This window comes from Pseudomonas sp. 2822-17 (assembly GCF_002742485.1).
In the GTDB taxonomy this organism is placed as follows: domain Bacteria; phylum Pseudomonadota; class Gammaproteobacteria; order Pseudomonadales; family Pseudomonadaceae; genus Aquipseudomonas; species Aquipseudomonas cyclaminis.
In genome coordinates, this window is sequence record NZ_LJRZ01000247.1 from 67968 (window position 1) to 94049 (window position 26082).

General features: G+C 59.4%; 24 protein-coding genes and 1 pseudogene. 13 read left to right on the plus strand and 12 right to left on the minus strand.

The features are described from left to right. Window positions 1-226: 226 nt before the first annotated feature. A pseudogene (locus tag AOA60_RS33775) lies at window positions 227-331 on the plus strand (alpha/beta hydrolase); the annotation flags it as partial. On the opposite strand, the gene AOA60_RS02080 reads toward AOA60_RS33775, so the two are convergent. Continuing rightward, window positions 328-1278, minus strand: a complete 951-nt coding sequence (locus tag AOA60_RS02080; protein ID WP_099582903.1) for an alpha-E domain-containing protein — start codon at window positions 1276-1278, stop codon at window positions 328-330. The pseudogene AOA60_RS33775 and the gene AOA60_RS02080 sit on opposite strands and share 4 nt — an antisense overlap. Before the next feature lie 3 nt (window positions 1279-1281). Next, window positions 1282-2691 carry a circularly permuted type 2 ATP-grasp protein gene (locus AOA60_RS02085; RefSeq protein WP_099582905.1) on the minus strand — a complete coding sequence of 470 codons (1410 nt, stop codon included), beginning with the start codon at window positions 2689-2691 and terminating at the stop codon, window positions 1282-1284. Window positions 2692-3108: 417 nt separating this feature from the next. On the opposite strand from AOA60_RS02085, the gene AOA60_RS02090 reads away from it, so the two are divergent. From AOA60_RS02090 to AOA60_RS33780, 3 genes are all read left to right on the plus strand, one after another. Next, window positions 3109-3654, plus strand: coding sequence for a hypothetical protein (locus tag AOA60_RS02090; RefSeq protein ID WP_099582907.1), 546 nt, complete (start codon window positions 3109-3111; stop codon window positions 3652-3654). Between the two features lie 70 nt (window positions 3655-3724). Continuing rightward, on the plus strand, window positions 3725-3937 hold the full coding sequence (locus tag AOA60_RS02095; RefSeq protein WP_099582909.1) for a hypothetical protein: 213 nt from the start codon (window positions 3725-3727) through the stop codon (window positions 3935-3937). Window positions 3938-3948: 11 nt separating this feature from the next. Continuing rightward, window positions 3949-4083, plus strand: a complete 135-nt coding sequence (locus AOA60_RS33780; protein WP_256592792.1) for a hypothetical protein — start codon at window positions 3949-3951, stop codon at window positions 4081-4083. Here the strand turns inward: AOA60_RS33780 and AOA60_RS02100 are convergent. The 4 genes from AOA60_RS02100 to AOA60_RS02115 form a co-directional block, all read right to left on the minus strand. After that, window positions 4074-4421: a helix-turn-helix domain-containing protein gene (locus AOA60_RS02100; protein WP_099582911.1), complete on the minus strand. Its 348-nt coding sequence runs from the start codon at window positions 4419-4421 to the stop codon at window positions 4074-4076. The genes AOA60_RS33780 and AOA60_RS02100 overlap by 10 nt on opposite strands. 84 nt (window positions 4422-4505) lie before the next feature. After that, window positions 4506-5738: an EAL domain-containing response regulator gene (locus tag AOA60_RS02105; protein WP_099582912.1), complete on the minus strand. Its 1233-nt coding sequence runs from the start codon at window positions 5736-5738 to the stop codon at window positions 4506-4508. A gap of 9 nt (window positions 5739-5747) precedes the next feature. After that, window positions 5748-6131, minus strand: a complete 384-nt coding sequence (locus AOA60_RS02110) for a response regulator (protein WP_099582914.1) — start codon at window positions 6129-6131, stop codon at window positions 5748-5750. Then, window positions 6116-7465, minus strand: a complete 1350-nt coding sequence (locus AOA60_RS02115) for a HAMP domain-containing sensor histidine kinase (protein WP_099582916.1) — start codon at window positions 7463-7465, stop codon at window positions 6116-6118. Before AOA60_RS02115 ends, AOA60_RS02110 begins: the two co-directional genes overlap by 16 nt. A 314-nt stretch (window positions 7466-7779) precedes the next feature. Between AOA60_RS02115 and AOA60_RS02120 the strand changes: the two genes are divergently transcribed. The 5 genes from AOA60_RS02120 to xylB are packed head-to-tail and all read left to right on the plus strand — an operon-like array spanning window position 7780 to window position 13740. Then, window positions 7780-9312 (plus strand): sugar ABC transporter ATP-binding protein, encoded by a 1533-nt coding sequence (locus tag AOA60_RS02120; protein WP_099582917.1) that lies wholly within the window; start codon window positions 7780-7782, stop codon window positions 9310-9312. Beyond that, window positions 9305-10282 carry a ribose ABC transporter permease gene (locus AOA60_RS02125; RefSeq protein ID WP_099582919.1) on the plus strand — a complete coding sequence of 326 codons (978 nt, stop codon included), beginning with the start codon at window positions 9305-9307 and terminating at the stop codon, window positions 10280-10282. Before AOA60_RS02120 ends, AOA60_RS02125 begins: the two co-directional genes overlap by 8 nt. A gap of 34 nt (window positions 10283-10316) precedes the next feature. Further along, a complete protein-coding gene (locus tag AOA60_RS02130) occupies window positions 10317-11249 on the plus strand; it encodes an ABC transporter substrate-binding protein (protein ID WP_099582920.1) in 933 nt (310 codons plus the stop codon). Window positions 11250-11270: 21 nt separating this feature from the next. Further along, on the plus strand, window positions 11271-12263 hold the full coding sequence (locus tag AOA60_RS02135; protein WP_099582921.1) for a LacI family DNA-binding transcriptional regulator: 993 nt from the start codon (window positions 11271-11273) through the stop codon (window positions 12261-12263). A 16-nt stretch (window positions 12264-12279) separates the two neighbouring features. Further along, window positions 12280-13740, plus strand: coding sequence for a xylulokinase (gene xylB / locus AOA60_RS02140; RefSeq protein WP_099582923.1), 1461 nt, complete (start codon window positions 12280-12282; stop codon window positions 13738-13740). Between the two features lie 117 nt (window positions 13741-13857). Here the strand turns inward: xylB and AOA60_RS02145 are convergent, their stop codons facing one another. Then, window positions 13858-14298 carry an Lrp/AsnC family transcriptional regulator gene (locus AOA60_RS02145; protein WP_099582924.1) on the minus strand — a complete coding sequence of 147 codons (441 nt, stop codon included), beginning with the start codon at window positions 14296-14298 and terminating at the stop codon, window positions 13858-13860. Between the two features lie 109 nt (window positions 14299-14407). On the opposite strand from AOA60_RS02145, the gene AOA60_RS02150 reads away from it, so the two are divergent. Then, complete coding sequence (locus AOA60_RS02150; RefSeq protein WP_099582926.1) at window positions 14408-15313, plus strand: DMT family transporter; 906 nt, start codon at window positions 14408-14410, stop codon at window positions 15311-15313. On the opposite strand, the gene AOA60_RS02155 is transcribed toward AOA60_RS02150, so the two are convergent. Both AOA60_RS02155 and AOA60_RS02160 read right to left on the minus strand, forming a co-directional pair. Beyond that, window positions 15291-17270 carry a U32 family peptidase gene (locus tag AOA60_RS02155; protein WP_099582928.1) on the minus strand — a complete coding sequence of 660 codons (1980 nt, stop codon included), beginning with the start codon at window positions 17268-17270 and terminating at the stop codon, window positions 15291-15293. The genes AOA60_RS02150 and AOA60_RS02155 overlap by 23 nt on opposite strands. Before the next feature lie 70 nt (window positions 17271-17340). Beyond that, on the minus strand, window positions 17341-17721 hold the full coding sequence (locus tag AOA60_RS02160; RefSeq protein ID WP_099582929.1) for a RidA family protein: 381 nt from the start codon (window positions 17719-17721) through the stop codon (window positions 17341-17343). A gap of 181 nt (window positions 17722-17902) precedes the next feature. On the opposite strand from AOA60_RS02160, the gene AOA60_RS34150 reads away from it, so the two are divergent. Continuing rightward, the gene (locus AOA60_RS34150; protein WP_099582931.1) at window positions 17903-19258 is read left to right on the plus strand and encodes a PAS domain-containing methyl-accepting chemotaxis protein; all 1356 of its coding nucleotides are present in this window, start codon (window positions 17903-17905) and stop codon (window positions 19256-19258) included. A gap of 74 nt (window positions 19259-19332) precedes the next feature. Here the strand turns inward: AOA60_RS34150 and AOA60_RS02170 are convergent, their stop codons facing one another. From AOA60_RS02170 to AOA60_RS02180, 3 genes are all read right to left on the minus strand, one after another. Continuing rightward, window positions 19333-20202: an oxaloacetate decarboxylase gene (locus tag AOA60_RS02170; RefSeq protein ID WP_099582933.1), complete on the minus strand. Its 870-nt coding sequence runs from the start codon at window positions 20200-20202 to the stop codon at window positions 19333-19335. A gap of 151 nt (window positions 20203-20353) precedes the next feature. Continuing rightward, window positions 20354-21163 carry an HNH endonuclease gene (locus tag AOA60_RS02175; protein WP_099582934.1) on the minus strand — a complete coding sequence of 270 codons (810 nt, stop codon included), beginning with the start codon at window positions 21161-21163 and terminating at the stop codon, window positions 20354-20356. Beyond that, a complete protein-coding gene (locus AOA60_RS02180; protein ID WP_099582936.1) occupies window positions 21150-23432 on the minus strand; it encodes an AAA family ATPase in 2283 nt (760 codons plus the stop codon). The genes AOA60_RS02175 and AOA60_RS02180 overlap by 14 nt, the downstream gene beginning before the upstream one ends. Window positions 23433-23758: 326 nt before the next feature. Between AOA60_RS02180 and AOA60_RS02185 the strand changes: the two genes are divergently transcribed. Further along, window positions 23759-24715 (plus strand): ABC transporter substrate-binding protein, encoded by a 957-nt coding sequence (locus AOA60_RS02185; RefSeq protein WP_099582938.1) that lies wholly within the window; start codon window positions 23759-23761, stop codon window positions 24713-24715. Window positions 24716-24731: 16 nt separating this feature from the next. Continuing rightward, window positions 24732-26054, plus strand: coding sequence for an LLM class flavin-dependent oxidoreductase (locus AOA60_RS02190; protein ID WP_099582939.1), 1323 nt, complete (start codon window positions 24732-24734; stop codon window positions 26052-26054). Window positions 26055-26082: the final 28 nt, after the last annotated feature.

Genomic DNA, 26082 nt, shown 5'->3' on the forward strand with positions numbered 1-26082 from the left:
GCGCTGGGCTGCGAAGCGGCCCCAATCCAGGCACCGCGTTTTTTCAGTCATAACCCATTGGCCGGTTTTGGGGCGGCTTCGCCACCCAGCGCGGGGCAAGCCCGCTCACCACAAAAAGCCCGCTCACCACAGGGTTCGGTGTCAACCTTTAAGAGTTGTGTAGATTCCTATGCCTCATGAGCCAATCCACCGAGCAACGCGTCGCCGGCCCCGAGCAGGGCCCGCCCCGCAGTTGGAACAGCATGTTCTTGCCAACTGCGGGCACTGGATCCAGAACGAGCAGGCTGCGCAGGTCAACCGGCTGCTGCTGGATTTTTTACGCCAGCGCTAGACCACTTCCAGATAAGAACTATGGATCGCCCGCGCCAATTCCCGCACGGTGTCGATAAAGTCCGTGAGACGGCTGTGCAGGCCGTCTTCAAGAATTTCATCAATTCCGGTATAGCGCAGCCGTGCCTCGAACTCCGCCGCCAGGCGCTGCGCCGCACGGCCATAGCTGCCGGGCAGGTCCGCCAGGATATGGCTCAACTCCTCGATGCACGCATGCAACGAACGCGGTACATCACTGCGTAACAACAGCAATTCGGACACCGAGCGCGCATTCAGCGCATTGGGGTACAGCTCGGTATACGCCTCGAAGGACGAAAGCGCACGGAGCAGGGCGCTCCACTGGTAATACCCGCGTGCCGAGAGGTCGCTGACTTCTTCCGACTCTTCGCCAAACATCTCGTAGCGTGCATCCAGCAGTCGCAAGGTGTTGTCCGCACGCTCGACGAAGGTGCCCAGGCGGATAAACCGGTAAGCGTCGTTACGCATGATGGTGCCGGACGTCGCCCCACGAAACAGGTGCGAGCGCTGCTTGACCCAGTCACAGAAGTGGCTGATGCCGTGTCGCGCCAGGCCGCCGGCGGCGATGCTGCGCATTTCCAGCCAGGTGGCGTTGAGGTTTTCCCACATATCGGCGGTGATGCGCCCGCGCACGGCGTGAGCATTGCCACGGGCGGCGCGCAGGCAGTTGTAGATGCTGGCGGGGTTTTCTTCGTCGAGGGCGAAGAAGTGCAGCATGCGCTCGGCGTCCAGGGGTTCATGGCGTTCGAGGTAGCTGTCCAGGGTGCCGCTGCTGAGCAACGACATGGCCAGTTCGTCGAGGCCATCGGTGTGCCCGGCTTGCGGCATCAATGACAGCGAGTAACTGACTTCGAGCATGCGCGCCAGGTTCTCGGCGCGCTCCAGGTAGCGGGACATCCAGTACAGATCTGCGGCGGTTCTACTCAACATGATTCAGCCCTCCACCACCCAGGTGTCCTTGGTTCCGCCGCCTTGCGACGAGTTGACGATCAACGAGCCCTCACGCAGCGCCACCCGCGTCAGGCCACCGGGCACCAGGCGGGTCTCCTTGCCCGAAAGCACGAAGGGCCGCAGGTCGATATGCCGCGGGGCAATGCCGTTTTCGACAAAGGTCGGGCAGGTGGACAGGCTCAGGGTCGGTTGGGCGATATAGGCGTGAGGACGGGCCTTGATGCGTTGGCGGAAGTCCTCGATCTCGGCGGCGGTGGAGGCGGGGCCGACCAGCATGCCGTAGCCGCCGGAGCCTTGGGTTTCCTTGACCACCAATTCGCCCAGGTTGGCCAGCACATGGGACAGTTCATCCGGCTTGCGGCACTGGAAGGTCGGCACGTTTTGCAGGATCGGCTCTTCATCCAGGTAAAACTTGATCATCGCCGGCACGTAGGGGTAGATCGACTTGTCGTCCGCCACGCCAGTGCCTATTGCGTTGGCCAGCACCACGTTGCCGGCGCAATAGGCCGCGACCAGGCCAGGCACGCCGAGCATCGAGTCCGGGTTGAATGCCTGGGGGTCAAGGAAGGCATCGTCGATGCGCCGGTAGATCACATCCACCGCCTTGGGACCGTCGGTGGTGCGCATGAAGACCTTGAGGTCGTGCACGAACAGGTCGGCGCCTTCCACCAGCTCCACGCCCATTTCCCGCGCCAGGAACGCATGTTCGAAGAATGCGCTGTTGAAGCGGCCAGGGGTCAGCACCACCACGTTGGGGTTATCCAGGCGGCTGGCGCTTTTCAGGGTCTTGAGCAGCAGGTTGGGGTAGTGGTCCACGGGTGCGATGCGCTGCTTGGCGAACACTTCCGGGAACAGGCGCATCATCATTTTGCGGTCTTCGAGCATGTAGCTCACGCCGCTGGGAGTGCGCAGGTTGTCTTCGAGCACGTAGTACGTGCCGTCGCCGTCGCGCACCAGGTCGACGCCGGATATATGCGAGTAGATATCGCGGTGCAGGTCCAGCCCGACCATCGCCTTCTGATAACCCTCATTGCCCAGCACCTGATCCGCCGGAATGATCCCGGCCTTGATGATGCGCTGGTCGTGGTAGATATCGGCGAGGAACATGTTCAGCGCGTTGACCCGCTGAATACAGCCGCGTTCGATCACGCTCCACTCACTGGCGGGGATGCTGCGGGGGATGATGTCGAAGGGGATCAGGCGCTCGGTGTCTTGCTCGTCACCATAGAGGGTGAAGGTGATCCCGGCGCGGTGGAACAGCAGGTCGGCCTCGCGGCGGCGCTGGGCCAGCAGTTCCGGCGGCGTGTTGGCCAGCCAGCGGGAGAAATCCTGATAGTGCGCACGGCATACGCCATTTGCGTCATTCATTTCATCAAAGAAAGATCGAGCCATTCCAGTACCTTGTCAGTGCCCAGGGTTGCGTGGGGGGTGGCACTGCCGCTTTAAAAAACGCATGTTTTTATGAGCCTGTGGCGCAGAGTGCCAGCAGGCCTGGTCCTTACTTTCTTATGAGGTCGGCTCTGGGTCGGGGGGTAACGATTGCTCCTCTTTACGGGCAGATGAATGGGTTAAGCAATGCGTGTGCCGAAACCCATGCCCGCGTGCTCAATGACCTTGTAGTGAGCGGGCTTGCCCCGCGCCGGGCTGCGCAGCAGCCCCCAAAAAGAATCGCATCGCTGCGCACTCCAGCGACGAGCAGGCCCAATCCCCACAAAGAGGCAATGGACGCCCTTGTTTGGTGCGCAACAAACTTGAACTTCATCCGCGCCAGGTTTTCTAACAGGACTCGAAGCCTAATGGAGCACGATCGTGCCCAGAATCATCTCTCCGCACACACCGGAAGCGGCGCTGACCGATCACAGCGAACACAGCGCCAAGATCTTTGGTTCACCCAAGGACCGCCTGGACTTCTACCGCCGCGAGATCCAGTACGAAACCAGCATCCTCGCCAACCGCACCGATGCGTACCTCACGGCGCAGTCGTTTCTGGTCATCGCCTTTGTATCGGGCATGGGCAATCTCAATCCGGAGTGGGGCAAGCTGTTTACCCTGGTGGTGCCGGTCTTTCTGGCGGTGCTGGGCATCCTCAGCTCGCTCAACGCCTGGCCGGGCATTCGTGCGGCCTACGACATCATTGATCACTGGCATTACAAGCAAAGCGAGCTGCTGCGCAGCGAGCCAGTGATGGGCCTGGCCTATGACGAGTCGCCGCTGTTCTCGGAAGTGGAGTCGTCCCACAAGGGCTATCGCAAGTCGCTGTTGTTTTCGATGCGCGCACCGTGGTTGTTCATGGCGTTCTGGCTGTTGCTGGGGATGTATGCGTTCTATATCCAGATCGACAATCCCATCCGCTAAGCAATCGAACGGAACTTCAAGCGGCCTCGCAGCGCCTTAACATCAGGTAGGCCAAGTAGAGGTGAGCACCATGAGCACAACTGACGACCCGCAAACCAGCAACCGTAACGACCCGGCGATTGATGGCGGCGAGCCGGCACCGTCGACGGCTGCGGATGCACCAAAAGACCGGAATGCCGAGCGTGATCCCAAAGCCGAGGAGAACGCTTATAGCCCCGATTTCGAGCCTGAGCCTGAGCACAAGCCTGAAACCGATGCGGACATCGACACACAAGGCGGATAGAGGAGAGGGTCATGTCAAAAGAACTCGACGAAGAACTCAACGACCCAGGCAATGAAGACCCAGGTTCATTGATGGATGATGCTGAAGTGCCGCTGAATGATCTGGATGAAGCGGCGGACGTGGGCAATACCGAGGATCAGGATTGATCCGATGTGTCCCGTGACGACGGGTCCAGGATGAAGTAGATGTCGCCTTCATCCTGCCCGTCCGGCGGCAATTCCTGACCCAGCACGCGGTTGTCGATCAGTGTTTGCGCCTGCGCACGGCTGATGGAGATAACAGTGCTGGGCTTGCCAGTAATCACGTACACCACATCCACACCTTCAGCGGCCAACGCCGCGAGGTAATCGGCGCGCGGCATATCTTCCCCCTGCTCATACTGCCGCTGTTCCCGCGCCGTTACGCCGCCGGCCTGAGCCAGGTATTGCTGGGAATACCCCAGGCGTTGGCGCTCTTCATACAACCGCTGGCCGATCTTTTTCATCGCATTTCTCGCGCTGCTGGTCCTGACAGTTAGAAGCTGCGGTACGGTGCGAAATTCAGTTTTTTTCGATGTGTCATGCGTGCCCTACGCGAGCAACAGTTGCTCCAGCGCTTCCACTGGCAGTGGCCGACTGTAGAGATAACCTTGAATCTGATCACACCCGGCCTCCTTCAGGAACGCCAGTTGTGCAGCGGTTTCTACGCCTTCGGCGACGACCAGCAAGCCCAGTCCGTGGGCCAGTTCGATAATCGTGCGGGTGATCGCCGCGTCCTGCGGGTTAGTGGTGACTTCACGGATAAAGGCGATGTCGATCTTCAACGTATCCAGGGGAAAGCGGCGCAGGTAGGCCAGGCTTGAATAGCCGGTACCAAAATCGTCGATGGAGATCTTCACGCCCATGGCGCGCAAACGTTGGAGGCTGGCGATGGTGCGCTGGGTGTTTTCCATCAGTGAGCCTTCGGTCAATTCAACCTCCAGCCAGTGCGCTTCAACCCCGGTTTTGGCGAGGATTCGCGCAATGTCGGCAATCAGGTCGCCGTTGATCAATTGCAGGCCGGAGACATTCACCGAGACCTCCCGTGCACCGATATCGCTGCGCTGCCACCTGGCGATCTGTTCGCAAGCCCGCTCAATGACCCAGCGCCCAACGGGTACGATCAGGCCCAGGCTCTCCAGGATCGGCACAAACACCGCGGGCGAGACCGCACCATAGCCGGGCCGGTCCCAGCGCAGCAGGGCTTCCAAGGCGCAGACTGTTCCGCTGGCTACCTCGACCTTGGGCTGGTAATGCAGCGTGAACTCATTGCGTTCAACCGCGCCGCGCAGGGCTTTTTCCATGTCTTGGCGTGCGAGGTCGTGCACCGTAAACAGGGTGGTGTCATCGGCGTGCAGTTGCTGCTCAAGCATGATGCTGTGTTTTTTCAGCTCGTCGCCATGGGCCTTGAGCCGCAGCAAATTACGCACGCGCAGCCACAACTCGACCCGTTCAATCGGTTTGCTGATGAACTCTTCAGCGCCCGTCTCCAACCCGCTGACCCGCGCACTGGCGTCGCTCAACGCCGAAAGCATGATGATCGGGATGTTCGCCGTGGCCGGGTTGCCCTTGAGCTGGCTGGCGACCTCGTAGCCGTCCATGCCCGGCATCATGATGTCCAGCAGGATCAGGTCCGGCGGCTGCTGCGCCACCAGGCGCAAGGCCTCTTCACCGCAGCAGGCACTCTGGGTCACGTAGCCCTCGTGATGCAGCAGGGTTTCCAACAACTTGCGAACCTGGGGTTCGTCGTCAACGATCAATAGCGTTGCGGGTGAGCTGGCCATGGAGAGGACTCATACAGGAGGAGTGAGGGTCGGGTTCAGCAGGGTGTCGATCTCCTGGTACAGCTCCTTGTAGCGCAGGGGTTTGCTGACATACGCGTCGCACCCGGCCAGCCGGGCTTTTTCCCGGTCTTCCTTCATGGCCATGGCGGTGAGGGCGATCACCGGGATGTGCGCGGTATGAGGGTCTTGCTTGAGCAATCGGGTGGCTGCCAGGCCGTCCATGCCTGGCAATTGAATATCCATCAGGATCAGCGCCGGCTGGTGTTCGCGGGCCATGGTCAGGCCGCTCTCGGCATCGGCGGCCCACAACACGCTGTGGCCGGCGTTGACCAGCAACAAGCGCGCCAGGCGCATGTTGGCTTCGTTGTCTTCGACAATCAGGATTTCGGGCATGTGGCCTCCGCTGTGTCGATCGCACGATGCAGCGGCAGCCACACCACAAAACGCGCACCCAGGCCTTCGCGGCTGGCCACGGCAACGCTGCCACCCTGGAGGTCGGTGAGTTGCTTGACCATCGCCAGGCCCAGCCCGGTACCTTCGAATTTGCGCGCCAGGCTGCTGTCGATCTGGCTGAAGGCCTTGAACAGCTTGCCCATGTCATCCGGGGCGATGCCGATACCGCTATCGGTTACGCTCAGCTCAAGGAATCGCTGGTGCACGCTGGGTTGCAGGGCAAAGCCGTGTACCGGCCAATCGCCGGGGACCTCGCCGACTTGCGCGCGGCCGACCTCCCGTACCGCCAGGGTCACGTCGCTGCCGTGTGCGCTGAACTTCACCGCATTGGCCAGCAGGTTGTAGACGATCTGCTTGGTCTTGCGCAGGTCCAGCACCAACGTGCCCAAGTCGTCCTGGCTGTCGAGTTTGAGCTGGATACGCTGCAGGGCGGCCTTTTCGCGCACGATCAGCAGGCTGTTGGCCAACAGGCCGGCCAGTTCCACCGGCTCCAGTTCCAGGTCCATCATCCCGGCCTCGACCTTGGACAAATCGAGGATGTCGTTGATCAGCGACAGCAAGTGCTGGCCGCTGGTGAAAATATCCCCGATGTATTCACGCTGGATCTCGCTCATGTCGCCCACCAGGCCGTCCTTCAACGCCTCGGAAAAACCGATCACCGCATTCAGCGGCGTACGCAGTTCGTGGGACATGGTCGCGAGGAACTCGGACTTCATGAGGTTGGCGTGTTCCAGCTCCAGGTTCTTTTCTTCCAGGGCGCGCTCAAAGCCTTTGCGCTCGGCTTCTTCCTGTTTGCGTGCAGTGTTGTCGGTGCCGATCAGCAGGTAGCCGATGATGGTGTCATTGCGATTGCGCAACGCCGTCACCGACACCATGGCGGACAGGCGACTGCCGTCCTGGCGGATGTAGGTCAGCTCGTAGATGTCCTCGATGCCCCGCGAGGCTTTGAACACCAGCGCCTCGAAGCCAGGCGTGATGGGGGTGTCGAGCTCCTGGCTGAGGGCGGCGGCGCGGGTGATCAGCTCAGCAGGGTCGGAAATATCGGCGGGGGTGATGCGGTTGACTACATCGGCTGCGGCGTAACCGAGCATGCGTTCGGCGCCGACATTGAAGATCTGGATCACGCCTTTTTCGTCGGTGGCGATGCTGGAGAAGTAAGCACTGTTGAAGATGGCGTCTTGCAGGGCACCGGTCTTGAGCAGGGTTTTCTGACGTTTGAATTCGACGATTTTTTCCGCGCGTGACTGCGGCGGCGTGATTCCAGGTGTTTCCATCGTTAGCGCGTTCCGTGAACTTCAGGCCCGCCTTCGTCAGCAGGCGAGGGCGCAGAGCATGCTCACAGAAGATCGCAATGACGCGACGAGGAGGAGATGAGGTGCTTGGACAATAGCAGAGATTATGGCGCTTTGATGGCTAACCGTATCCGTTTGGTGTGATACGTCTGCATTGGGGTGTTTTTAATTTTGTGCGCTGATGAAACGTTTCACTAATCGATAAAAGGCGCAGGCAAGCGCTTGCGTAAGCAAATGTATCTGAATTAGAGTCGTCCTCGCTCGACCACAAAAATAATAAAACCAGGAGCTCATTGATGAGCCTTGAACCCTTGCTTGAAATGCAGGGCATCAGCAAAACCTTCAACGGTTTGCGCGTGCTCAAAAGTGTCGGCCTGAAGGTCTACCCCGGCGAAATCCACGCCTTGATGGGGGAGAACGGCGCCGGCAAATCGACGCTGATGAAAATCCTCTCCGGCGCCTACCAGGCCGATCCCGGCGGCGAAATCCGCATTGCCGGCCAGGCCATCGCCACCTACAACCCCGCCACCGCCAAAGCGCTCGGCATCGCCGTGATCTATCAGGAACTGAGCCTGTGCCCGAACCTGAGCGTGGCCGAGAACATCTACCTGGGCCGCGAACTGCGCCGAGGCTGGACCATCGACCGCCAGGCCATGCAGGCTGGCTGCATCGAAGTGCTGCAACGCCTGGGCGCGGAGTTCACGCCGACCACCCAGGTCAGCAGCCTGTCGATAGCCGAGCGCCAACTGGTGGAAATCGCCCGCGCCTTGCACGCCCACGCCAGGATTCTGGTGATGGACGAACCCACCACGCCGCTGTCGTCCCGCGAGACCGACCGCCTGTTCGCGCTGATCAAGCAACTGCGCAGCCAGGGGTTGGCGATCATCTATATCAGCCACCGCATGGCCGAGATCTATGAGTTGTCCGACCGCGTCTCGGTGCTGCGCGACGGCCAGTACATCGGCGAACTGACCCGAGACGCGCTATCGGCCGAGGTGCTGGTAAAGATGATGGTGGGCCGCGACCTCTCCGGCTTCTATAAAAAGGAACACGCCGCCTACAACCCCGGCAACGTGGTGATGCGTGTGCGCGACATGGCCGATGGCAAGCGCGTGCGCAACTGCAGTTTCGACGTACACGCCGGTGAAGTGCTGGGCATCGCCGGGCTGGTCGGGGCAGGGCGCACGGAGTTGGCGCGCTTGATCTTTGCCGCCGACCCACGCACCAGCGGCACCCTGGAAGTGGTGGGCAAGACCGTCACCCAACTGCGCACCCCGGCGGACGCGATTCGCGCCGGCGTGGTGTACCTCACCGAAGACCGCAAGGCCCAGGGCCTGTTCCTGGACATGAGCGTGGCCGACAACATCAACGTCTGCGCTTGCGTGCCGGATGCCCATGCAGGTGGCGTACTCGATCGCGGGCATGCGGCGCAACGCGCGAATGCTGCCATCAAGTCACTGTCGATTCGCGTGGCGTCGGGCAAGGTCAACGTGGGCGCGCTGTCTGGCGGCAACCAGCAGAAGGTGTTGCTGGCCCGGCTGCTGGAGGTCAAGCCCCACGTGCTGATCCTCGACGAACCTACCCGGGGCGTGGACATCGGTTCCAAGTCCGAGATTTACCGCATCATCAACCAACTGGCCCAGGCCGGCGTGGGCATCGTGGTGATTTCCAGCGAGCTGCCGGAAATCATCGGCACCTGCGACCGGGTGCTGATCATGCGCGAAGGCCAGTTGGTGGCCGAAGTCGGCGGGGCCTCGGGCCACGCTATATCCCAGGAACGTATTATTGACCTCGCCACCGGTGGCGATCAGGTGGTTGCCCATGGCTGATTCAATGATTGCAACAACAGGCAAGGCAGAGCGCGCCCGCGAACTGATGCGCACGGTCGGCATGTTGCCGGTGCTGATCCTGCTGCTGGTGGGCTTTGCCTTGGCCAGCGAGAACTTCCTGACGGTGCAGAACCTGTCGATCATCACCCAGCAGGCCTCGGTCAACGTGGTGCTGGCGGCGGGCATGACCTTTGTGATCCTCACGGCGGGCATCGACCTGTCGGTGGGCGCGATTCTGGCGGCATCCGCTGTGGTGGCGTTGCAGGCGTCGATGTCGCCGCAGTTCGGCATGTTCGGGATTGCCGCCGGGATTGGCTTTGGCCTGCTGCTGGGGCTGGTCAACGGCGGGTTGATTGCCTTTATGCGCCTGCCGCCGTTTATCGTCACCCTCGGTGCACTCACCGCGATGCGTGGGTTGGCGCGGTTGCTGGCGGACGACAAGACGGTGTTCAACCCCGACTTGCCGTTTGCATTTATCGGCAACGACTCGATCCTGGGTGTGCCGTGGCTGGTGGTGATCGCCGTGGCGGTGGTGGCGCTGTCGTGGTTCATCCTGCGCCGCACGGTGATGGGCGTGCAGATTTATTCGGTGGGCGGCAATCCAGAGGCGGCGCGGCTGTCCGGGATCAAGGTGTGGAAGGTGCTGCTGTTTGTCTATGCCATGTCCGGTGCGTTGGCCGGGCTCGGTGCGGTGATGAGCGCCTCGCGGCTGTTCGCGGCCAATGGCCTGCAACTCGGGCAATCCTATGAGCTGGATGCGATTGCGGCGGTGATCCTCGGCGGCACCAGCTTTACCGGCGGCGTGGGCACCATTGGCGGCACCTTGATCGGTGCGCTGATTATCGCGGTGCTGACCAATGGCCTGGTGCTGCTGGGCGTCTCGGATATCTGGCAGTACATCATCAAGGGCATCGTGATCATTGGCGCGGTGGCGCTGGATCGTTATCGCCAGTCCGGTGCGCGGACCTGATTTCACTCATACAACAATCACAAGAGAGATCACCATGAAGCTTAAACACCTGTTCCCCGTCGTTGCGTTGGCTGCCCTGATGTCCCAAGCCGTGGAGGCCCGTGAACTCAAAGCCCTGGGCATCAGCATGGGCTCGTTGGGCAACCCGTATTTCGTGACCCTGGCCGACGGCGCAACCGCCCGCGCCAAGGAGCTGAACCCCAGCGTCAAGGTCACCTCGGTGTCGGCCGACTATGACCTGAGCAAACAGTTCTCGCAGATCGATAACTTCATTTCGTCCAAGGTCGACCTGATTCTGATCAACGCCGTGGACCCCTCCGCCATGGCATCGGCGATCAAGAAGGCCCGCGATGCCGGGATCGTCGTGGTCGCGGTGGACGTCGACGCAAAAGGCGTGAACGCTACCGTGCAGACCGACAACGTCGAAGCCGGCAAGCTCGCCTGCCAGTACCTGGTGGACAAGCTCTCGGGCAAAGGCAATGTGATTATCCAGAACGGCCCGCAAGTCACCGCTGTGACCGACCGCGTCAAAGGCTGCAAGGCGGCGCTGGCCGGGGCGCCGGAGATCAAGGTGCTGTCCGACGACCAGGACGGCAAGGGCTCGCGCGAAGGCGGCTTGAATGTGATGCAGGGTTACCTCACGCGCTTCGCCAAAATCGACGGGCTGTTCGCGATCAACGACCCGCAGGCTATCGGCAGCGACCTGGCGGCCAAGCAGCTCAAGCGCAGCGGCATCATCATTACCTCGGTGGACGGCGCGCCGGATATCGAGAACGCCCTGAAGACCGACACCCAGATCCAGGCCTCCGCCAGCCAGGACCCTTGGGCCATGGCCCAGACCGCGGTGAATGTGGGCAATGACATTCTCAATGACAAAGCCCCGGCCGAAGCGGTTACCCTGCTCACCCCCAAACTCATCACGCGCGACAACGTCGGTACGTACAGCGGCTGGTCGAGTAAACATTGATCTTTTGAAAGGAACCGCGCCGTGGTCACCATGGATGACGTGGCAAGCCGGGCGGGGGTGTCGACCTCGACCGTGTCCCATGTGTTGAACGGCACCCGCAAAGTCAGCCCGGCCACGGTGCAGGCGGTGCAGCGGGCGATCCAGGCGTTGGGGTATATCCCCAATACCCTGGCGCGCTCGCTGGCCCGTTCCAGTACTAACACCATTGGCGTGGCGATCTCGGCGTTGTCCAACCATTACTTCAGCGAAACCGTGCACGCGATTGAAACCGAGTGCGCCAAACACGGCTACATGATGCTGTTTGTCGATACCCATGACGACCCGGAGCAGGAGTTGCGGGTGGTCACGGCGCTGCATCACCGGCGCGTCGACGGGATTGTGCTGGCGCCGTCCAACGGCTCGATGGCCCTGGAGTATTTGCAGGCCAACGAGATTCCGGCGGTGCTCGTGGATCGCATGATGAGTGAGCAGTTCGATCAGGTCGGGGTGGAGAATGCGCAGCCGACCCAGGCCCTTATTGAACACCTGGTTGCCCATGGGCATCGCCGTATCGCTTTCATTGCCGGGCGTGCCGGGTTCAGCACCACGGATGAGCGTGTGGCCGGGTACAAAGCGGCGTTGCAGGCGGCGGGGCTGGTGTTTGATGCGCAATTGTTGGTCAACGGCGGCTCCAACACTGAGCCGGCACGCCAGGCCACCGTGCAGTTGCTGCGCCTGGCTGCGCCGCCTACGGCAATTATGGCCGGCAATAACCTGATGACCCTCGGTGCCATGCAGGCATTGCGGGAGGCGCAGATCGAGGTGCCGGGGCAGATGGCCCTGGTGGGCTTCGATGATTTCGATTGGGCGGATTTCTTCGTGCCGCGCTTGAGCCTGATCGCACAGCCGGTCCAGGCCCTCGGCGCACGTGCGGTGGACTTATTGCTGCAACGCATGGCTTCGCCCAGCTCGCCGCCGCAGAGCGTACGACTGGCGCCGACCCTGCAATTACGTAACTCCTGCGGCTGTGATTGATTGGAATAACCCACGTATGAACGGTCCTGTTTCCCTCGGTATTGATCTCGGCACTTCTGAACTCAAGGCCATCCTCATGGACACCGACGGTGCCGTGCTGGCCCATGCCGGCGTGCGCTTGAGTGTGTCGCGGCGCCACAGCGGCTGGTCCGAGCAGGCCCCTGAAGACTGGTGGCAGGCCTGTCTACAGGCCTTGGACCAATTGCGTCGGCATGAGGCGTTTGCCCGTGTGGCCTGTATCGGGTTGTCCGGGCAGATGCACGGTGCGGTTTTACTCGGTGATGACAACCGCGTGCTGTACCCGGCGATCCTGTGGGATGACTCCCGCGCTGTGGCCGAAGCCGAGCAACTGGGGTCGGCGTTTGCCGACGTCACCGGCAGTTTGCCCATGGCCGGGCTGACCGCACCCAAACTGTTGTGGTTGCAGCGGCATGAGCCTGACGTGTTCAAGGCGATTGACTGCGTGCTGTCGCCCAAGGACTACCTGCGTCTGCGCCTGAGTGGTGAGCGCATCAGCGAGATGTCGGATGCCGCCGGTACGCTGTGGCTGGATGTGGCGCGCCGCGAGTGGTTCGCTCCGATGCTGCACGCAACGGGCCTCACGCCTGCGCAGATGCCCAGGCTGGTGGAAGGCGGTGCGCCGAGTGCGCGGGTGACCGCGAGTGGCCTCGGTTTTTCAGCAGACGTTGTGATTGCCGGTGGTGGCGGTGATAACCCGGTGGCCGCTGTGGGGATCGGTGCAATCAACGCCGGTGACGGTTTCATCACCCTCGGCACCAGCGCGGCGATTGTGGCTATTACCGATCATGCGGCTGGCAACCCGACCAGCGCGGTCCACAGCTTCTGCCATGCGTTGCCCGAGCGCTGGTACACCATGGGCGCCATGCTCGCGGGCGCCAGTTGCCTGCGTTGGGTCACGCGACTGACCGGAACGGCGGATGAGCAAACGTTGCTCGATCAGGTCCAGGCGAAATTGCCGATCACCCAGGCGGTGCCGCTGAACACGCCGTTGTTTTTGCCGTACCTGGCCGGGGAGCGCACGCCCCATAACGATCCCTTGTTGCGTGGCGGTTTCATGAACCTGGGGCACGACTGCACACCGGCCATGCTCGGGTATGCGGTGATGGAAGGCGTTGGCTTTGGCTTGCTGGATGCGTTGCGCGCCGTGCAATCGGCCGGTGCCAGCGTGGGCGCCTGTGCGCTGGTGGGCGGTGGTGCACGTAGCGAGTATTGGGCGCAGTTGTTGGCCAATATTCTTCAGCGGGAAATTCATACCCTGCACGGCAGCGAGTTGAGCGCGTGTATCGGGGCGGCGAAGCTGGGGTTGCTGGCGGTAGGGCAGGGCGAGGAGTTGCTGGCCAAGGGCATGCCGGTCAAGGCGCGCTACCTGCCCGACGAGTCACAACAGCCAGTGCTGGAGGCGCGGTATGTGCAATTTCGAGGCTTACTGAGGGCTGCGCAGGCGCTGCGTAGTTGAAGCAATCAATATCCCCCGAGCTTTGGCGGGGCAGAGTGTGCGGTGTGCCTGACACTGCGCTGACGCAGCCTCGCTTGCGCTCGACAGCGGCTACGCGACGAAGTGAGTACTTGGCATCTAGTCCGCCAACGGCGGCAAACGCCGCTTCACCGGGGTTTTCTTGACGATGGCGGTGTTGGTTTCGGCGTAGACGTTGAGACGGTCGAGCAAGCTGTCGAGGTGGTCCATGGTGCGCACATGCAGGCGGGCGATAAAGCAGTCTTCGCCTGTCACCTTGTCGCACTCGGTGAACTCGGGGATCGCCTGGATCTGGCGTTCCACTTCCTGCAATTGGCCGGGCAGGGGGCGGATGCGCACGATGGCTTGCAGGAGATAGCCGAAGTGCTTGGGGTCCACGTCTACGGTGTAGTGGGTCAACACGCCGCGCTCTTCCAGGCGACGCAGGCGTTCACTGACGCTGGGCGAGGACAGCCCGGTAATGCCCGCCAGCACCTTGAGCGACAATCGCGAGTCGTCCATCAGGGCCGTGATCAGTTGCTGGTCGATAGTGTCAATCATGGTATTCGCCTAATAAGTAAAGGTGATCCGGGCATCTGGCCTGATTTAGTCGCTGGAGCCGCCACCCAGCAGATTGCCATAATTGAGCCTCACTTGAGGAGCTTCAATCATGGACACATCCATCCGTCGCGGTTTGTGGGAAATGGTCGCCGCCATGCTGATCTCCGGCACCATTGGCTGGTTTGTGCTGGTATCGGGCGTGTCGGTGATCGAAGTGGTGTTCTGGCGCTGCGTGATCGGCGGGCTGACGTTACTGCTGGTCTGTGCGCTGCTGGGTTACCTGCGCCTGGACCTGCTCAGTTGGGCCAAGCTGGGGTTGGCGATGCTCAGCGGCGTGGCCATCGTCGGTAATTGGCTGCTGCTGTTTGAATCCTATTCCCGTGCGTCCATCGCCATCAGTACGGCGGTGTACAACGTGCAGCCGTTCATATTGGTCATGCTGGCGGCGCTGTTTCTTGGCGAACGGATCACCGTGCAGAAGCTGGCCTGGCTGAGCGTGGCGTTCCTGGGGATGCTGGCAATCGTCACGGCTCATGGCGATCAACAAGGCAGTGGCGGGGATTATATGGCGGGCGTCGCGCTGGCGTTGGGTGCGGCGTTTTTGTATGCGGTCGCGGCGTTGATCATCAAGCGCTTGAAGGGCGTGCCGCCGCATTTGCTGGCATTGATCCAGGTGATCACCGGCGCGTTGCTGTTGGCCCCGCTGGTGCCTTGGAACAGCTTGCCGCAGACGAGCTATGCCTGGCCGGCGTTGGTCACCCTCGGTGTTGTCCACACCGGGTTGATGTATGTGTTGCTGTACGGCGCGATCCAGAAACTGCCGACGGCCATGACCGGCGCGCTATCGTTTATCTACCCGATAGCGGCGATAGGTGTCGACTGGATTGCATTCGGACACCAACTGGGTTGGCTGCAATGGCTGGGAGTGGCAACGATTCTGCTGGCGGCTTCCGGGTTGCAGCGGGGCTGGTGGTGGCCCCGCTCCCGCAGTGTCAGTGCGTGCCCTGGAAGATGATTTTGTCCGGGTTGAAATGCTCAACCACGCTGCCCGGCTGCGGCAGGCCAAGGATATGCCCCTTGATCTTGCCCACCACGTGCATCTCGCACGGTTTGCAGTCGAACTTCAGTGTCAGCACTTCGTCGCCATGGATCAATTGCATCGGCGCGACCTTGGTTTTCACGCCCGTCACACCCTTGGCCTGTTTAGGGCACAGGTTGAACGAGAAACGCAGGCAGTGCTTGGTGATCATCACCGGCACTTCGCCGGTTTCTTCATGGGCTTCAAACGCCGCGTCGATCATCTGGACGCCGTGACGGTGGTAGAAGTCGCGGGCCTTCTGGTTGTAAACGTTGGCCAGGAACGACAAATGCGCTTCCGGGTACACCGGCGGCGGGGTGGTTTCGGCCTTGCGTCCACCACGGGGGTGGGCGGCGACACGGGCAGCCGTCAGTGCTTCGATCACTTCACGGCGCAATGCCTTGAGCTGAGAGTTGGGGATGAAGAACGCCTGAGGCGCGTCCAGCTTGATATCCGTTGCGTGGTACTCGGTGGTGCCCAGTTGGCCAAGCAGGTCGCGCAGGGTATCCAGCGCTTGCTCAGGCTTATTGGCCACGCCGAACGGGCCGGGCAGGGTAACGCCAGCACTGATGCCTTCTTCGCTGGTCGCGGTGATTTCCAGTTGCTCTTCACGCAGGCGCGCCACCCACGACAGGCCGATACGGCGCTCGGCTGAGGTCTTGAGCAGTGCCTGTTGCCAGTTATGGTCCAGGTTGCGGTTCAGCGGATGGTGCGGGCGCAACTGGTGCAGGCCGGCGGGCATTTCGTTCGGCTCGACGCGGTAGCGGTAGCGCTTCTGGCCGTCTTCCTCGAACTCGCCCTTGGGCTCGGCGATGTTGGCGCGGAACCCCACCACTTCACGTTTGACCAGCACGTTCAGGCCATCACCGTTGGACAACGGCTCATGGGTGACCACTTGAAGGTCGCGCTTGCCGGCTTTTTCCACGGTACCTACCGGCAGGCCGGTGAAGGTCGGGGTATCGAAGGCGCCGATGTCGATCTTGCGGTCGCTGACGAAATAGTCGGTGCTGCCACGGTGAAAGGTTTTTTCCGGGTCAGGCAGGAAGAAGTGCACGGTACGGCCGCTGGATGCGCGGGCGAGGTCCGTGCGGTCTTCGAGCACATCGTCGAGGCGCTGGCGGTAATAGGCGGTGATGTTCTTCACATAGCCCATGTCCTTGTAGCGGCCTTCGATCTTGAACGAACGCACACCGGCTTCGACGAGGGCGCGGATGTTGGCGCTCTGATTGTTGTCTTTCATCGACAGCAAGTGTTTTTCAAAGGCCACGACGCGGCCCTGATCGTCTTTCAAGGTGTACGGCAGGCGGCAGGCCTGGGAGCAATCGCCACGGTTGGCGCTGCGGCCATTTTGCGCGTGGGAGATGTTGCACTGCCCGGAGAACGCCACGCACAGGGCGCCGTGGATAAAGAACTCGATGGCGGCATCGGTCTCGTCGGCAATGGCGCGGATTTCTTGCAGGTTCAGCTCACGGGCCAACACCAACTGCGAGAAACCGGCCTGGTCGAGAAACTTTGCGCGGGCCAGGGTGCGGATATCGGTCTGGGTGCTGGCGTGCAGCTCGATGGGCGGAATATCCAGCTCCATTACGCCCAGGTCCTGGACGATCAACGCGTCGACACCGGCATCGTAGAGCTGATGGATCAGCTTGCGTGCGGGTTCCAGTTCGTTGTCATGCAAGATGGTGTTGATGGTGGTGAAGACGCGCGCATGGTAACGGTGGGCGAATTCTACCAACTGAGCGATATCGCTCACGTCGTTACAGGCGTTATGGCGAGCGCCGAAACTGGGGCCGCCGATGTAAATGGCGTCAGCGCCATGCAGGATCGCCTCGCGCGCGATGGCGACATCGCGGGCAGGGCTGAGCAATTCCAGGTGATGCTTGGGCATGGACATAGTTTTTTTAGTCAGGCTTGTCACGGTTGAGGCGCGCATTGTAGCTGTGAAATGCCTGACCGGCACGCACTCAGGCCTTGGCGGCCATCGCGGTCACTTCCACGCGCATGCCTTCTACCGCCAACGCAGCTACGCCAACCGCCGCACGCACGGGCCACGGCTTGGCGAAGAAGCGTTTGTAGACCTCGTTGAACGCGGCGCGATCGGCCATATCCGTCAGATAGATGGTCAGGTGCATCACCCGGTCCATGGAGCTGCCGGCCTTTTCCAGCGCGACTTTCAGGGCTTGCAGGGTGCATTCGCATTGCAAGGTGATATCGCCCAGCTCCAGGCTGCCGTCAGCGCGGGTCGGGATCTGGGTGGAGACCAGGATACCGTTGAAACCGATCACGTCGGAGGAGATGGAATCGGCATCAGGATCGGGGGTGTAGGACAGGTCGTGGTTGGCCATGGGTGCCTCTCGTTGGACGGTTCGTAAAGGCGCCCATGGTCCCCGAAATCAGCCGCTTGGGCAAACCCGCGGGAGCAGCTTTTTGACGCCAGAAAATAAATATCAACGCCGCGTAAAGTCGCGTATTCAGCCGCCGATAGCGAGTTAGAGATAGCTTCTGCACACGGTTGAGGTTCACGTCATGTTCAATACAACGCTTAAAACAGAACTGGCAGCCAGGACGGCCGAAGTCACCGAATACAAGGGACTGATTGCAGCACTCGAACGCTCCATGGCCGTGGTCGAATTTGACCTCAATGGCAAGGTGTTAAGCGCTAACGACAACTTTCTGCGGACGCTGGGTTACGGCCGCGAGCAGCTGGCCGGTAAATCCCATCGTGATTTTTGCTTGCCGGCGCTCACCAGCAGCCCGGCCTACGGCCAGTTCTGGGCGGACCTCAAGGCCGGCAAGTTTGTGTCGGGCAAGTTCAGGCGGGTGGACGCCCAAGGCAAGACCATTTGGCTTGAGGCCAGCTACAACCCGGTCCTGGATGAGGGTGGCCGGGTATTGAAAGTGGTCAAGTACGCGCTGGACATCACCACCAGCGTCGAACAGGAAGCGGCTACCCGCAGCAAACTGGCGGCGCTGGACCGGGCAATGGCTGTCATCGAATTCGACTTGAACGGCCAGGTACTGGACGCCAACGCCAATTTCCAGAACGTCATGGGGTATTCGCTGGCTGAGCTCAAAGGCAAACATCACCGCCTGTTTTGCGAACCCACCTTGATCAACAGCCACGAGTACGCCGACTTCTGGCGCCGCTTGAACAACGGCGAATTCTTCACCGGGCAATTCAAACGCCTCGGCAAACATGGCCGCGTCGTGTGGCTGGAAGCGAGTTACAACCCGGTCTACGACGGCGACGGCAAGCTGCTCAAGATCGTCAAGTTCGCGAGTGACATCACCGAACGCGTGGAGAAGTTCGAAGAAGACTCCCGTGGCGCCTCGCGGGCTTACCACATCTCGTCCGAGACCGAACGGTTTGCCGAGCACGGCACCCAGGTCATTCAGGAAACTGCCACGGAGATGCGCCGGATTGCTGAAAACATCGGCTCCTCGGCGCGCCTGGTCGGGCAACTGGGCGATCGTTCCGAGCAAATCACCGCGATCGTCAACACTATTCGTGGCATTGCCGACCAGACCAACCTGCTGGCACTCAACGCCGCCATCGAAGCCGCACGGGCCGGCGACCAAGGCCGGGGCTTCGCGGTAGTGGCCGACGAAGTCCGGCAACTGGCTGGCCGAACCAGCCGCTCCACGGCGGAAATCGCCGAGATGATCGGCATGATCCTCTCCGAAACCCGCGACGCGGTGACCAGCATGAATGCCACCCAGGAAGGCGCGCAACGTGGCGTTCAACTGGCGGACCAGGCAGGTTCGGTGATCTTGCAGATTCGCACCAGCACCAGCGATGCGGTGCAGGCGGTGAGTATGTTTGCGTCGAAGCTGGATGAGTCGGAGGTGATTCCCAAGGCTGCCGTAGGTTGGGTTGGCTGATAGCGGGGAGCAGATCAGCTTTTGTGGTGAGCGGGCTTGTCGAACCGTCGCACAGCCCGCGTTGGGACTGCTACCTACTCTTTGACGTCCATGAACTCTTCAGCCCACGCCACGTAGCTTTCGGGCAGCGTGTAGGTGTGCGTCAGTTCGGTCGCGCTGAGGTTGGAGGTGCTGTGGGTTAACTGGCGTTGGGCACGCAAGCTGTCGTAAGTGGCTTTGATCGCCGCGAAATAGGCGCCATGCCCGGCAACCACCACGCGCACGCCCAGGCTGGCCAGACGCTGGGCGTCGTTGAGCTTGGGATTGCCGTAAGTCACCAGCATCAAGGGGACGGTGAGCTTTTCTGCGATCTTTTCCAGGTGTTCGAAGTCGCTCACACCCACCATGCAGATCCCATCCGCACCGGCTTTTTGATAGGCCAGGGTGCGTTCGATCACCGCTTCGGTGGGCAATACACCCGCATTGGTCCGGGCAATGATCGACAGCTCAGGGTCGACACGGGCTTCCAGGGCGGCGCGGACTTTGCCGATGCCTTCCTCGATGGAAATCAGGTCAGTGGATTTACGCCCGAATTGCGCCGGCAGCAAGGTGTCTTCAATCGTCAATGCGGCCACGCCGGCGCGCTCTAGTTCTTCGACGGTGCGCATCACGTTGAGGGCGTTGCCGTAGCCGTGATCGGCATCTGCAATAAACGGCAGTTGGGCCACACGCCCGATGCGCGTGGCCTGCTCAACGAACTCACTCAAGGTAATCAACGCAAAATCGGGCGCCGCCAATACCTGCAACGACGCGACTGACCCTCCCAGGATACCCACTTCAAACCCCAGGTCTGCCGCGATGCGCGCGGACATGGGGTCGAATACGGAAGCGGTTTCAACGCAGCTCGGTTTGGCAAGCAATTCGCGGAAGTTACGGCGCAGCGCTGAGTGAGATTTTTTGGGCATGTTCTTTCCTGGCTCTGATCGTCATATGACGACTTATGTCTATTCGTGGTCGCGCGAGATTACCATGCAGGCGGGCCGGGGATTATGACGTTTGAGAATGGGGTATGCGTGATTCACATAGGTCATGTGCTGGGGGGCCTGTGATGGGATCTTAAATCTCGTCGAGAATGACCTCGGTCGCTTCTTGAAAGGCCTTTTTGAATGCGTTGATAGCAGCCTCGGCCGCGCCACCTGGATGCATATCCTGTCCTTGGATCATTTCAATGTGTTCCTTTAAATCGGAATTGGCGCTGACGAATATTTCAAGTTTTGAAATATGAGTGAGCAGGTTTTTGCAAAGGTTCTTACCCTGCTCCGTCAAACCGGTATAGATGGAAATGCAATGGGTGTTGGACTGGACCCTGAAAAACGTTACATGCTCATCGTAACGATGAAAACGCGGGTGATACATGTCGGAAAACGCGGTGGCGGGCGGGTAGTGGCGGGGCTGCCGGTAACGTGCCTGATTAGACATCCAAACGTTGTCGGTTTTTTTGGAATTACAATCAACGCAAGCAATACTTAAGTTTCGAATATCGAACGTGTGCTGTACGAAAACGCTGTGGGGTAATATATGTTCGATGGGCTTGGCGTGCGCATTGTTCATTAGGGGGCGTCGGCAGTAGCAGCACTGATATCTTTGCTCTTCTTCTATCCGTTTACGAATGTGTTTGCGTATTGCTTTACCCGTAACTTTTGAATTGGTGGGAGAAACATAAGCATAAAAATCCTGCCATAATTTGGTAGTTTTAATGCCCGCTCCCGATTGCCGATGCGCATGCTCTTTAGCAGCCTCTTGCACCATAGAAGCTATGTAAGCCTGGACGTCTGCCAGGCTTTCTTTCTTATCGAAACACTCATCGTTGTACTTCTCACACATGGAGATGATGTCTGCGTTGGACATTGTCTTAAATCGGGACATCAGCCACCTCCTGGCGCATCGCGATGATCGCAAGTCGAGCTTTATTGATCAATTCAACGTCGCTTTCGTACCTCGCGCCCTGGTGGTCGACTGATGAATTTGTGACAAGCTCGGCAAGGGATTTCAATTGCTCCAGGCTGTCATCCAGTTCACTTGTGCTGACCCCGGCTTCGCTATTTCGTTTATTGATAGTCTGCCCAACCAGGCGCGCGCATCGCTCGTAGACTTCCTTGTTTAATGGACTATAGGTGTTAAAAATCGAAACCAGTGAGGTTTCCACAGAACGGCGTTTTTCGGGCGCGATATAATTTAACTTCCCGATCTCAAACCGGAAACAATGTGTGTTCAGCAACGGAGCATTGGAAATCAGCAGAGGTGAGTGCGTCGCGGTCACAATTGAAACGTGCAGTTTTTCGGAAATAAGGCTAAGGATGTTTGGCAACTCCAATTGCCAACTCACATGCAAACTGATTTCAGGTTCGTCCAACAATAGGGTGGTGCCCGCGTTTGCATTGTCAATGCACAGTGTTAGCAGCGTGATGATGTTCTGCTCTCCGGAGCTCAGGTCAGAGTAAAACACGTAGCTGTTCAGGTCATTTTTCTTGACGAGCACAAGGGTAGAGGAATCCTGATGAATCTCGCGCAGGGCTTCCTCGTTTTCGGTTGCATCCGGCCCCATCGCCACCAGCGACTCAACATCCACCATCGCGCGTTTTTTCGAATGGGGTTTAGCACCCAGGTACACGTCCTGGGTAAAATCCAGGCGCTTGAGGCATGCCAGCAATGTCTCCAGTTTTATGGGGTTACAACAGATGCGAGAAAATAGGCCGGGCACGGTATCGATGTGCTGTTGGCGTGTTTTTTGAGCCAGACAGAAAGACGTGAAATATTCCTCGCTCTGGGCCTTTGGGAAACGATTGGATTGGGACAACGTTATCCCGGCTGCAGGTTTTCTCCGTTGAATAAACTCCGTGGCCAAACGCCCTAGGAGTTGGCTTTTTCCTGCGCCGTTGTTACCGATGATATACAGGCATGTCGAAGTATTTTTATCCAATATTGAATGCAATTCAGCGCTGTTGTGGTCTTCGCTGAGGGATGTTAATCCTGCGAAATTTACGTGACGGTTAACGTTGAATAGATACCGGCTGCCGGTAGCTGCGCGGCTGATAGCGTTGCATAATCCATTGACGTCTCGATAGCCATTTCTGAATTGGCTATTAAGTATGCTCGCCACTTTTCTAGGTGTTCCAGTGAGGACCGGTTCATTAAAACGCCAAGAGAGATAGATCGAGCCGGCTAATATCGACCGTTCAATCGCATCAAGAGACCCTATTGCAGGGTTGTCGCTCAGATTGATATAAAGTGTCCGATCATTTAAGCGGTCAGTATTGTTGACAATAATAAAAAGATGTTTTCTGATGCCGCCCTGATGGTAGCTATCAAATGCGACAACTGCCTCAATATTTTCATTATTTGGATTCCATGAATGCCTGAATGACTTGGCGTTCGCCCCTTTGGAAGTACGTGTCATGATATAGAAATCCGGACGCTTGGAGCGCCCAGGGATTTGTGTATATATTTCTTCCGATGTCATTAGGTTGATTAGTTTATCTGGATTGGATAGTCCCGGTGCCTGGGAAACCGCATCAATCAGGAAAGCTTGAGGATGGCTTGGCGCCGGAAACTCATCGAAGCGCTCAGCAAAGCGAGTATTAATAGAGTTGCAATCCAATTTCAGGCGGATCAGGTTCTTTTGCTCTGGCTGAATTTGACCTGACATCAAGAAAGAGTACTTGATGCCCTGACTGCGTACCCCCATTGTCAGGTCAGCGATGTTTGGTGATACATCAATGACGTCGTATCGAGCTCGGTCAAATATTATTCCAGCAAAGCCGGAAACAATTTTGCAGTGACGATAATCGATACCCGTAATCAGACCGATAAGAGCATCAATAATATAGTTGACCAAGTCGATCATTTCTAACGTGCTACAGTCCTGCAGTGGTTTGCGCAGGGCATGATGGGTTAATGTTAATAGTTCGCCGGGCACTGATAACCCAAAATCTTTCCCGCTCTCCCGCAATAGTCGTATTTGACGGATGTTGTCGGTTGGCTCTTGAGAGATTTGGTTTCCAGAACGAATTAAATATGAAACAACCGATACGCAGGAATATAGGAAATCCTTTTCGGGCAGTGCTTGATGGTTAAGTGTTTTTCTAACTTTTTTCAGCAGGCTAGCTGATCTTAATTCGCGCGTATCGTAATACATTATGGGGGTCCGAAAATCCGAGTGCGATGTTTGTTTTGCCGCCAAATTATCGATTCAGATAACAGGGCAGCAGACCGCTAGGGTAGAGGATGGAGATGGCACATTGGTATCAGATTTCCCATGCGCAACGCAAGAAATGCCGAGGCCAAGGCAGCTTTTGCTGGTAGTCAAACACCGCTAACTGGCGAGTACGCTGTGCCATAAATCGCCGAATACATACATAGATTGCATTATTATCGAATTAGGTTATGCATTAACGATATTTTACAACGCTTGTATGCGCCCTCATCGTTGCCAGCTCTAAAAACAGGCATCTGGAGACGAACGTGCGTTACCTGACAACACTGACGGCCGGGTTGGCCGCCGCCTTGCTGAGCCTGACCGCGACGGCGCAAACGCTGGTGGTCGGTGACCAAAGCTACAACGCCCAGGCCGTGATGGAAGCGGCGGGGGTGCTTGATGATTTGCCCTATACCCTGGAATGGAAGCAATTTACCGCCGGGTCGCCGGTTGCTGAGGCGCTCAACGTCGGCAGCCTGGATATAGGCCTGCTGGGGGATGCGCCGGTGCTGTTTCTGGGCGCATTGGGCGCGCCGATCAAAGTGATTGCGGTCAGCCGGCAAAGCCTCGACGGCGTGGCCATCCTGGTCAGCAAGGATTCGCCCATCAAGAGCCTTGCCGATCTCAAGGGCAAGCGTGCGGCGATCTGGAAAGGCTCCTGGAGCCAGCAACTGCTGCTGACAGCGCTGGATAAAGCCGGCGTGGCCCGCGACTCGCTGGAGCTGCGCTACCTCAGCGCGCTGGACGCCTCCCATGCGCTGGAAGGCGGCTCGGTTGACGTCATCGCGACCTGGGAACCTTACGTGACACAACAGGAACGCCAAGGCGCGCGGGTGCTCGCCACGGCTGAAGGCTTGATTCCAGCACAGAGTTTCATTGCCGCCAACGCCAGTGCCGTGGACGCCAAACGGGCGCCCATCAACGATTTTCTGCAGCGCCTGAAAAAGGCGCGTGACTGGGCTCGCCAAGCGCCGGCCAACACCGATGCTTACGCCGATGCGTGGGCCAAACGTACCCGAGCGGACGCGGATATCGCCCGAACCTGGTTTGCCCGTGCGCGCACCACCGTAGAGCCCGTGACCGCCCAATCTTCCGTTGAGGCGCAAAAGACCGTGGACTTTTTTACCGGCCAGGGCTTGGTCAAGTCTTACTCGGCCGCCAGCCTGTTCGATGACTCGTTCGCAGCGTCCTTGCAGCCTGCCGTTGCTAATAAACAGCCGTGAACAGGAAGCCTCTGCAATGACCAAACGACAACTCAAACTGGGCGCCCTGACCATGGGCAGCGGCGGGCCGGGTCGCCACAACTTGTGGCTTGACCCGCAGCTGCCAGCGGATGCCAGCGTCAACATCGACTGGTATATCGATATTGCGCGTCAGGCCGAAGCGGCGCTGTTCGACCTGATATTCATCGTCGACAGCCAATTCATCACGCCGGGCTCGCCGTCCCATTACCTGAATCGCCTGGAACCACTGACCCTGTTATCGGCGCTCGCCGTGAGCACCCGCCATATCGGCCTCGTCGGCACGCTGACCACGTCTTACAACTCGCCGTACAACGTGGCGCGGCGCCTGGCTTCACTGGACCTGATCAGCAAAGGTCGTGCAGGTTGGAACGTGGTGACCAGCGGCGACGCCGGTACTGCGGGCAATTACAGCCGGGATGAACACTACGACTACGACACACGCTACGGCCGCGCAGCCGAACACGTCGAGGTGGTGCAGGGGTTGTGGAACTCCTACGAGGAGGATGCATTCGTGCGCGACCGGGCGACCGGGCAGTTTTTGGATCCCAGCAAGCTGCATAGCCTGAACCACCAGGGCGAACACTTTTCGGTGGTCGGCCCGTTGAATATCCAACGTTCAGCGCAAGGCCAACCGGTGATCTTCCAGGCCGGTGATTCGCAGCAGGGCCGCGAGCTGGGTGCTGCGACGGCGGATGTGATCTTCACCCATGCTGCGAGTATCGAGCAGGGCCAGGCTTTCTATCAGGATATAAAGGGCAGGGCGGTGCAACAGGGGCGCGACCCGGAGCAATTGTTGGTGATGCCGGGCGCCGAGATTTATGTCGGCGACACCGATGCACACGCGCGGGAAATCGAGCAGCACTATCATCAGACCGACCATAGCTTTGAGCTCGCACTGAAGGAGTTTGGGCGCAATTTCGGCTGGCATGATTTCAGCCAGTACGACCTCGATGCGCCGTTTCCACAGCAAAGTCTGGAAGCGGCACGCAGCAGCTTCTTTACTGCCGCCAAACGCATTGCAGACCATGCACGGGAAAAAGGCTTCACGTTGCGTCAGACCGTGGAGTTTGGCCGGCAGTTGCGTCCGGGCGCGTTTGTGGGATCGGCTGAAACCGTCGCACGGAAAATGGCCGAATGGTTCGAAGCACGGGCTATGGATGGGTTCAACATCTATATAGGGCATCCGCAGCAGTTCACGCGGTTTACCCAGGAAGTGATCCCTTTGTTACAGGCGCGAGGTGTGTATCGCGCGGCGTATGAAGGCACGACGTTGCGCGAAAGCCTGGGCCTTGCGATTCCGAGGTTCGTGCGCGAGTGATGCTAGAGTGCGCATCGGTTTTCAACTG

Coding starts and splice junctions, on each gene's coding strand:
- AOA60_RS02080 (WP_099582903.1), bottom strand. CDS start 1,278: ATGTTGAGTAGAACCGCCGCAGATCTGTACTGGATGTCCCGCTACCTG.
- AOA60_RS02085 (WP_099582905.1), bottom strand. CDS start 2,691: ATGGCTCGATCTTTCTTTGATGAAATGAATGACGCAAATGGCGTATGC.
- AOA60_RS02095 (WP_099582909.1), top strand. CDS start 3,725: ATGAGCACAACTGACGACCCGCAAACCAGCAACCGTAACGACCCGGCG.
- AOA60_RS33780 (WP_256592792.1), top strand. CDS start 3,949: ATGTCAAAAGAACTCGACGAAGAACTCAACGACCCAGGCAATGAAGAC.
- AOA60_RS02100 (WP_099582911.1), bottom strand. CDS start 4,421: ATGAAAAAGATCGGCCAGCGGTTGTATGAAGAGCGCCAACGCCTGGGG.
- AOA60_RS02105 (WP_099582912.1), bottom strand. CDS start 5,738: ATGGCCAGCTCACCCGCAACGCTATTGATCGTTGACGACGAACCCCAG.
- AOA60_RS02110 (WP_099582914.1), bottom strand. CDS start 6,131: ATGCCCGAAATCCTGATTGTCGAAGACAACGAAGCCAACATGCGCCTG.
- AOA60_RS02115 (WP_099582916.1), bottom strand. CDS start 7,465: ATGGAAACACCTGGAATCACGCCGCCGCAGTCACGCGCGGAAAAAATC.
- AOA60_RS02120 (WP_099582917.1), top strand. CDS start 7,780: ATGAGCCTTGAACCCTTGCTTGAAATGCAGGGCATCAGCAAAACCTTC.
- AOA60_RS02125 (WP_099582919.1), top strand. CDS start 9,305: ATGGCTGATTCAATGATTGCAACAACAGGCAAGGCAGAGCGCGCCCGC.
- AOA60_RS02130 (WP_099582920.1), top strand. CDS start 10,317: ATGAAGCTTAAACACCTGTTCCCCGTCGTTGCGTTGGCTGCCCTGATG.
- xylB (WP_099582923.1), top strand. CDS start 12,280: ATGAACGGTCCTGTTTCCCTCGGTATTGATCTCGGCACTTCTGAACTC.
- AOA60_RS02145 (WP_099582924.1), bottom strand. CDS start 14,298: ATGATTGACACTATCGACCAGCAACTGATCACGGCCCTGATGGACGAC.
- AOA60_RS02150 (WP_099582926.1), top strand. CDS start 14,408: ATGGACACATCCATCCGTCGCGGTTTGTGGGAAATGGTCGCCGCCATG.
- AOA60_RS02155 (WP_099582928.1), bottom strand. CDS start 17,270: ATGTCCATGCCCAAGCATCACCTGGAATTGCTCAGCCCTGCCCGCGAT.
- AOA60_RS02160 (WP_099582929.1), bottom strand. CDS start 17,721: ATGGCCAACCACGACCTGTCCTACACCCCCGATCCTGATGCCGATTCC.
- AOA60_RS34150 (WP_099582931.1), top strand. CDS start 17,903: ATGTTCAATACAACGCTTAAAACAGAACTGGCAGCCAGGACGGCCGAA.
- AOA60_RS02170 (WP_099582933.1), bottom strand. CDS start 20,202: ATGCCCAAAAAATCTCACTCAGCGCTGCGCCGTAACTTCCGCGAATTG.
- AOA60_RS02175 (WP_099582934.1), bottom strand. CDS start 21,163: ATGTCCCGATTTAAGACAATGTCCAACGCAGACATCATCTCCATGTGT.
- AOA60_RS02180 (WP_099582936.1), bottom strand. CDS start 23,432: ATGTATTACGATACGCGCGAATTAAGATCAGCTAGCCTGCTGAAAAAA.
- AOA60_RS02190 (WP_099582939.1), top strand. CDS start 24,732: ATGACCAAACGACAACTCAAACTGGGCGCCCTGACCATGGGCAGCGGC.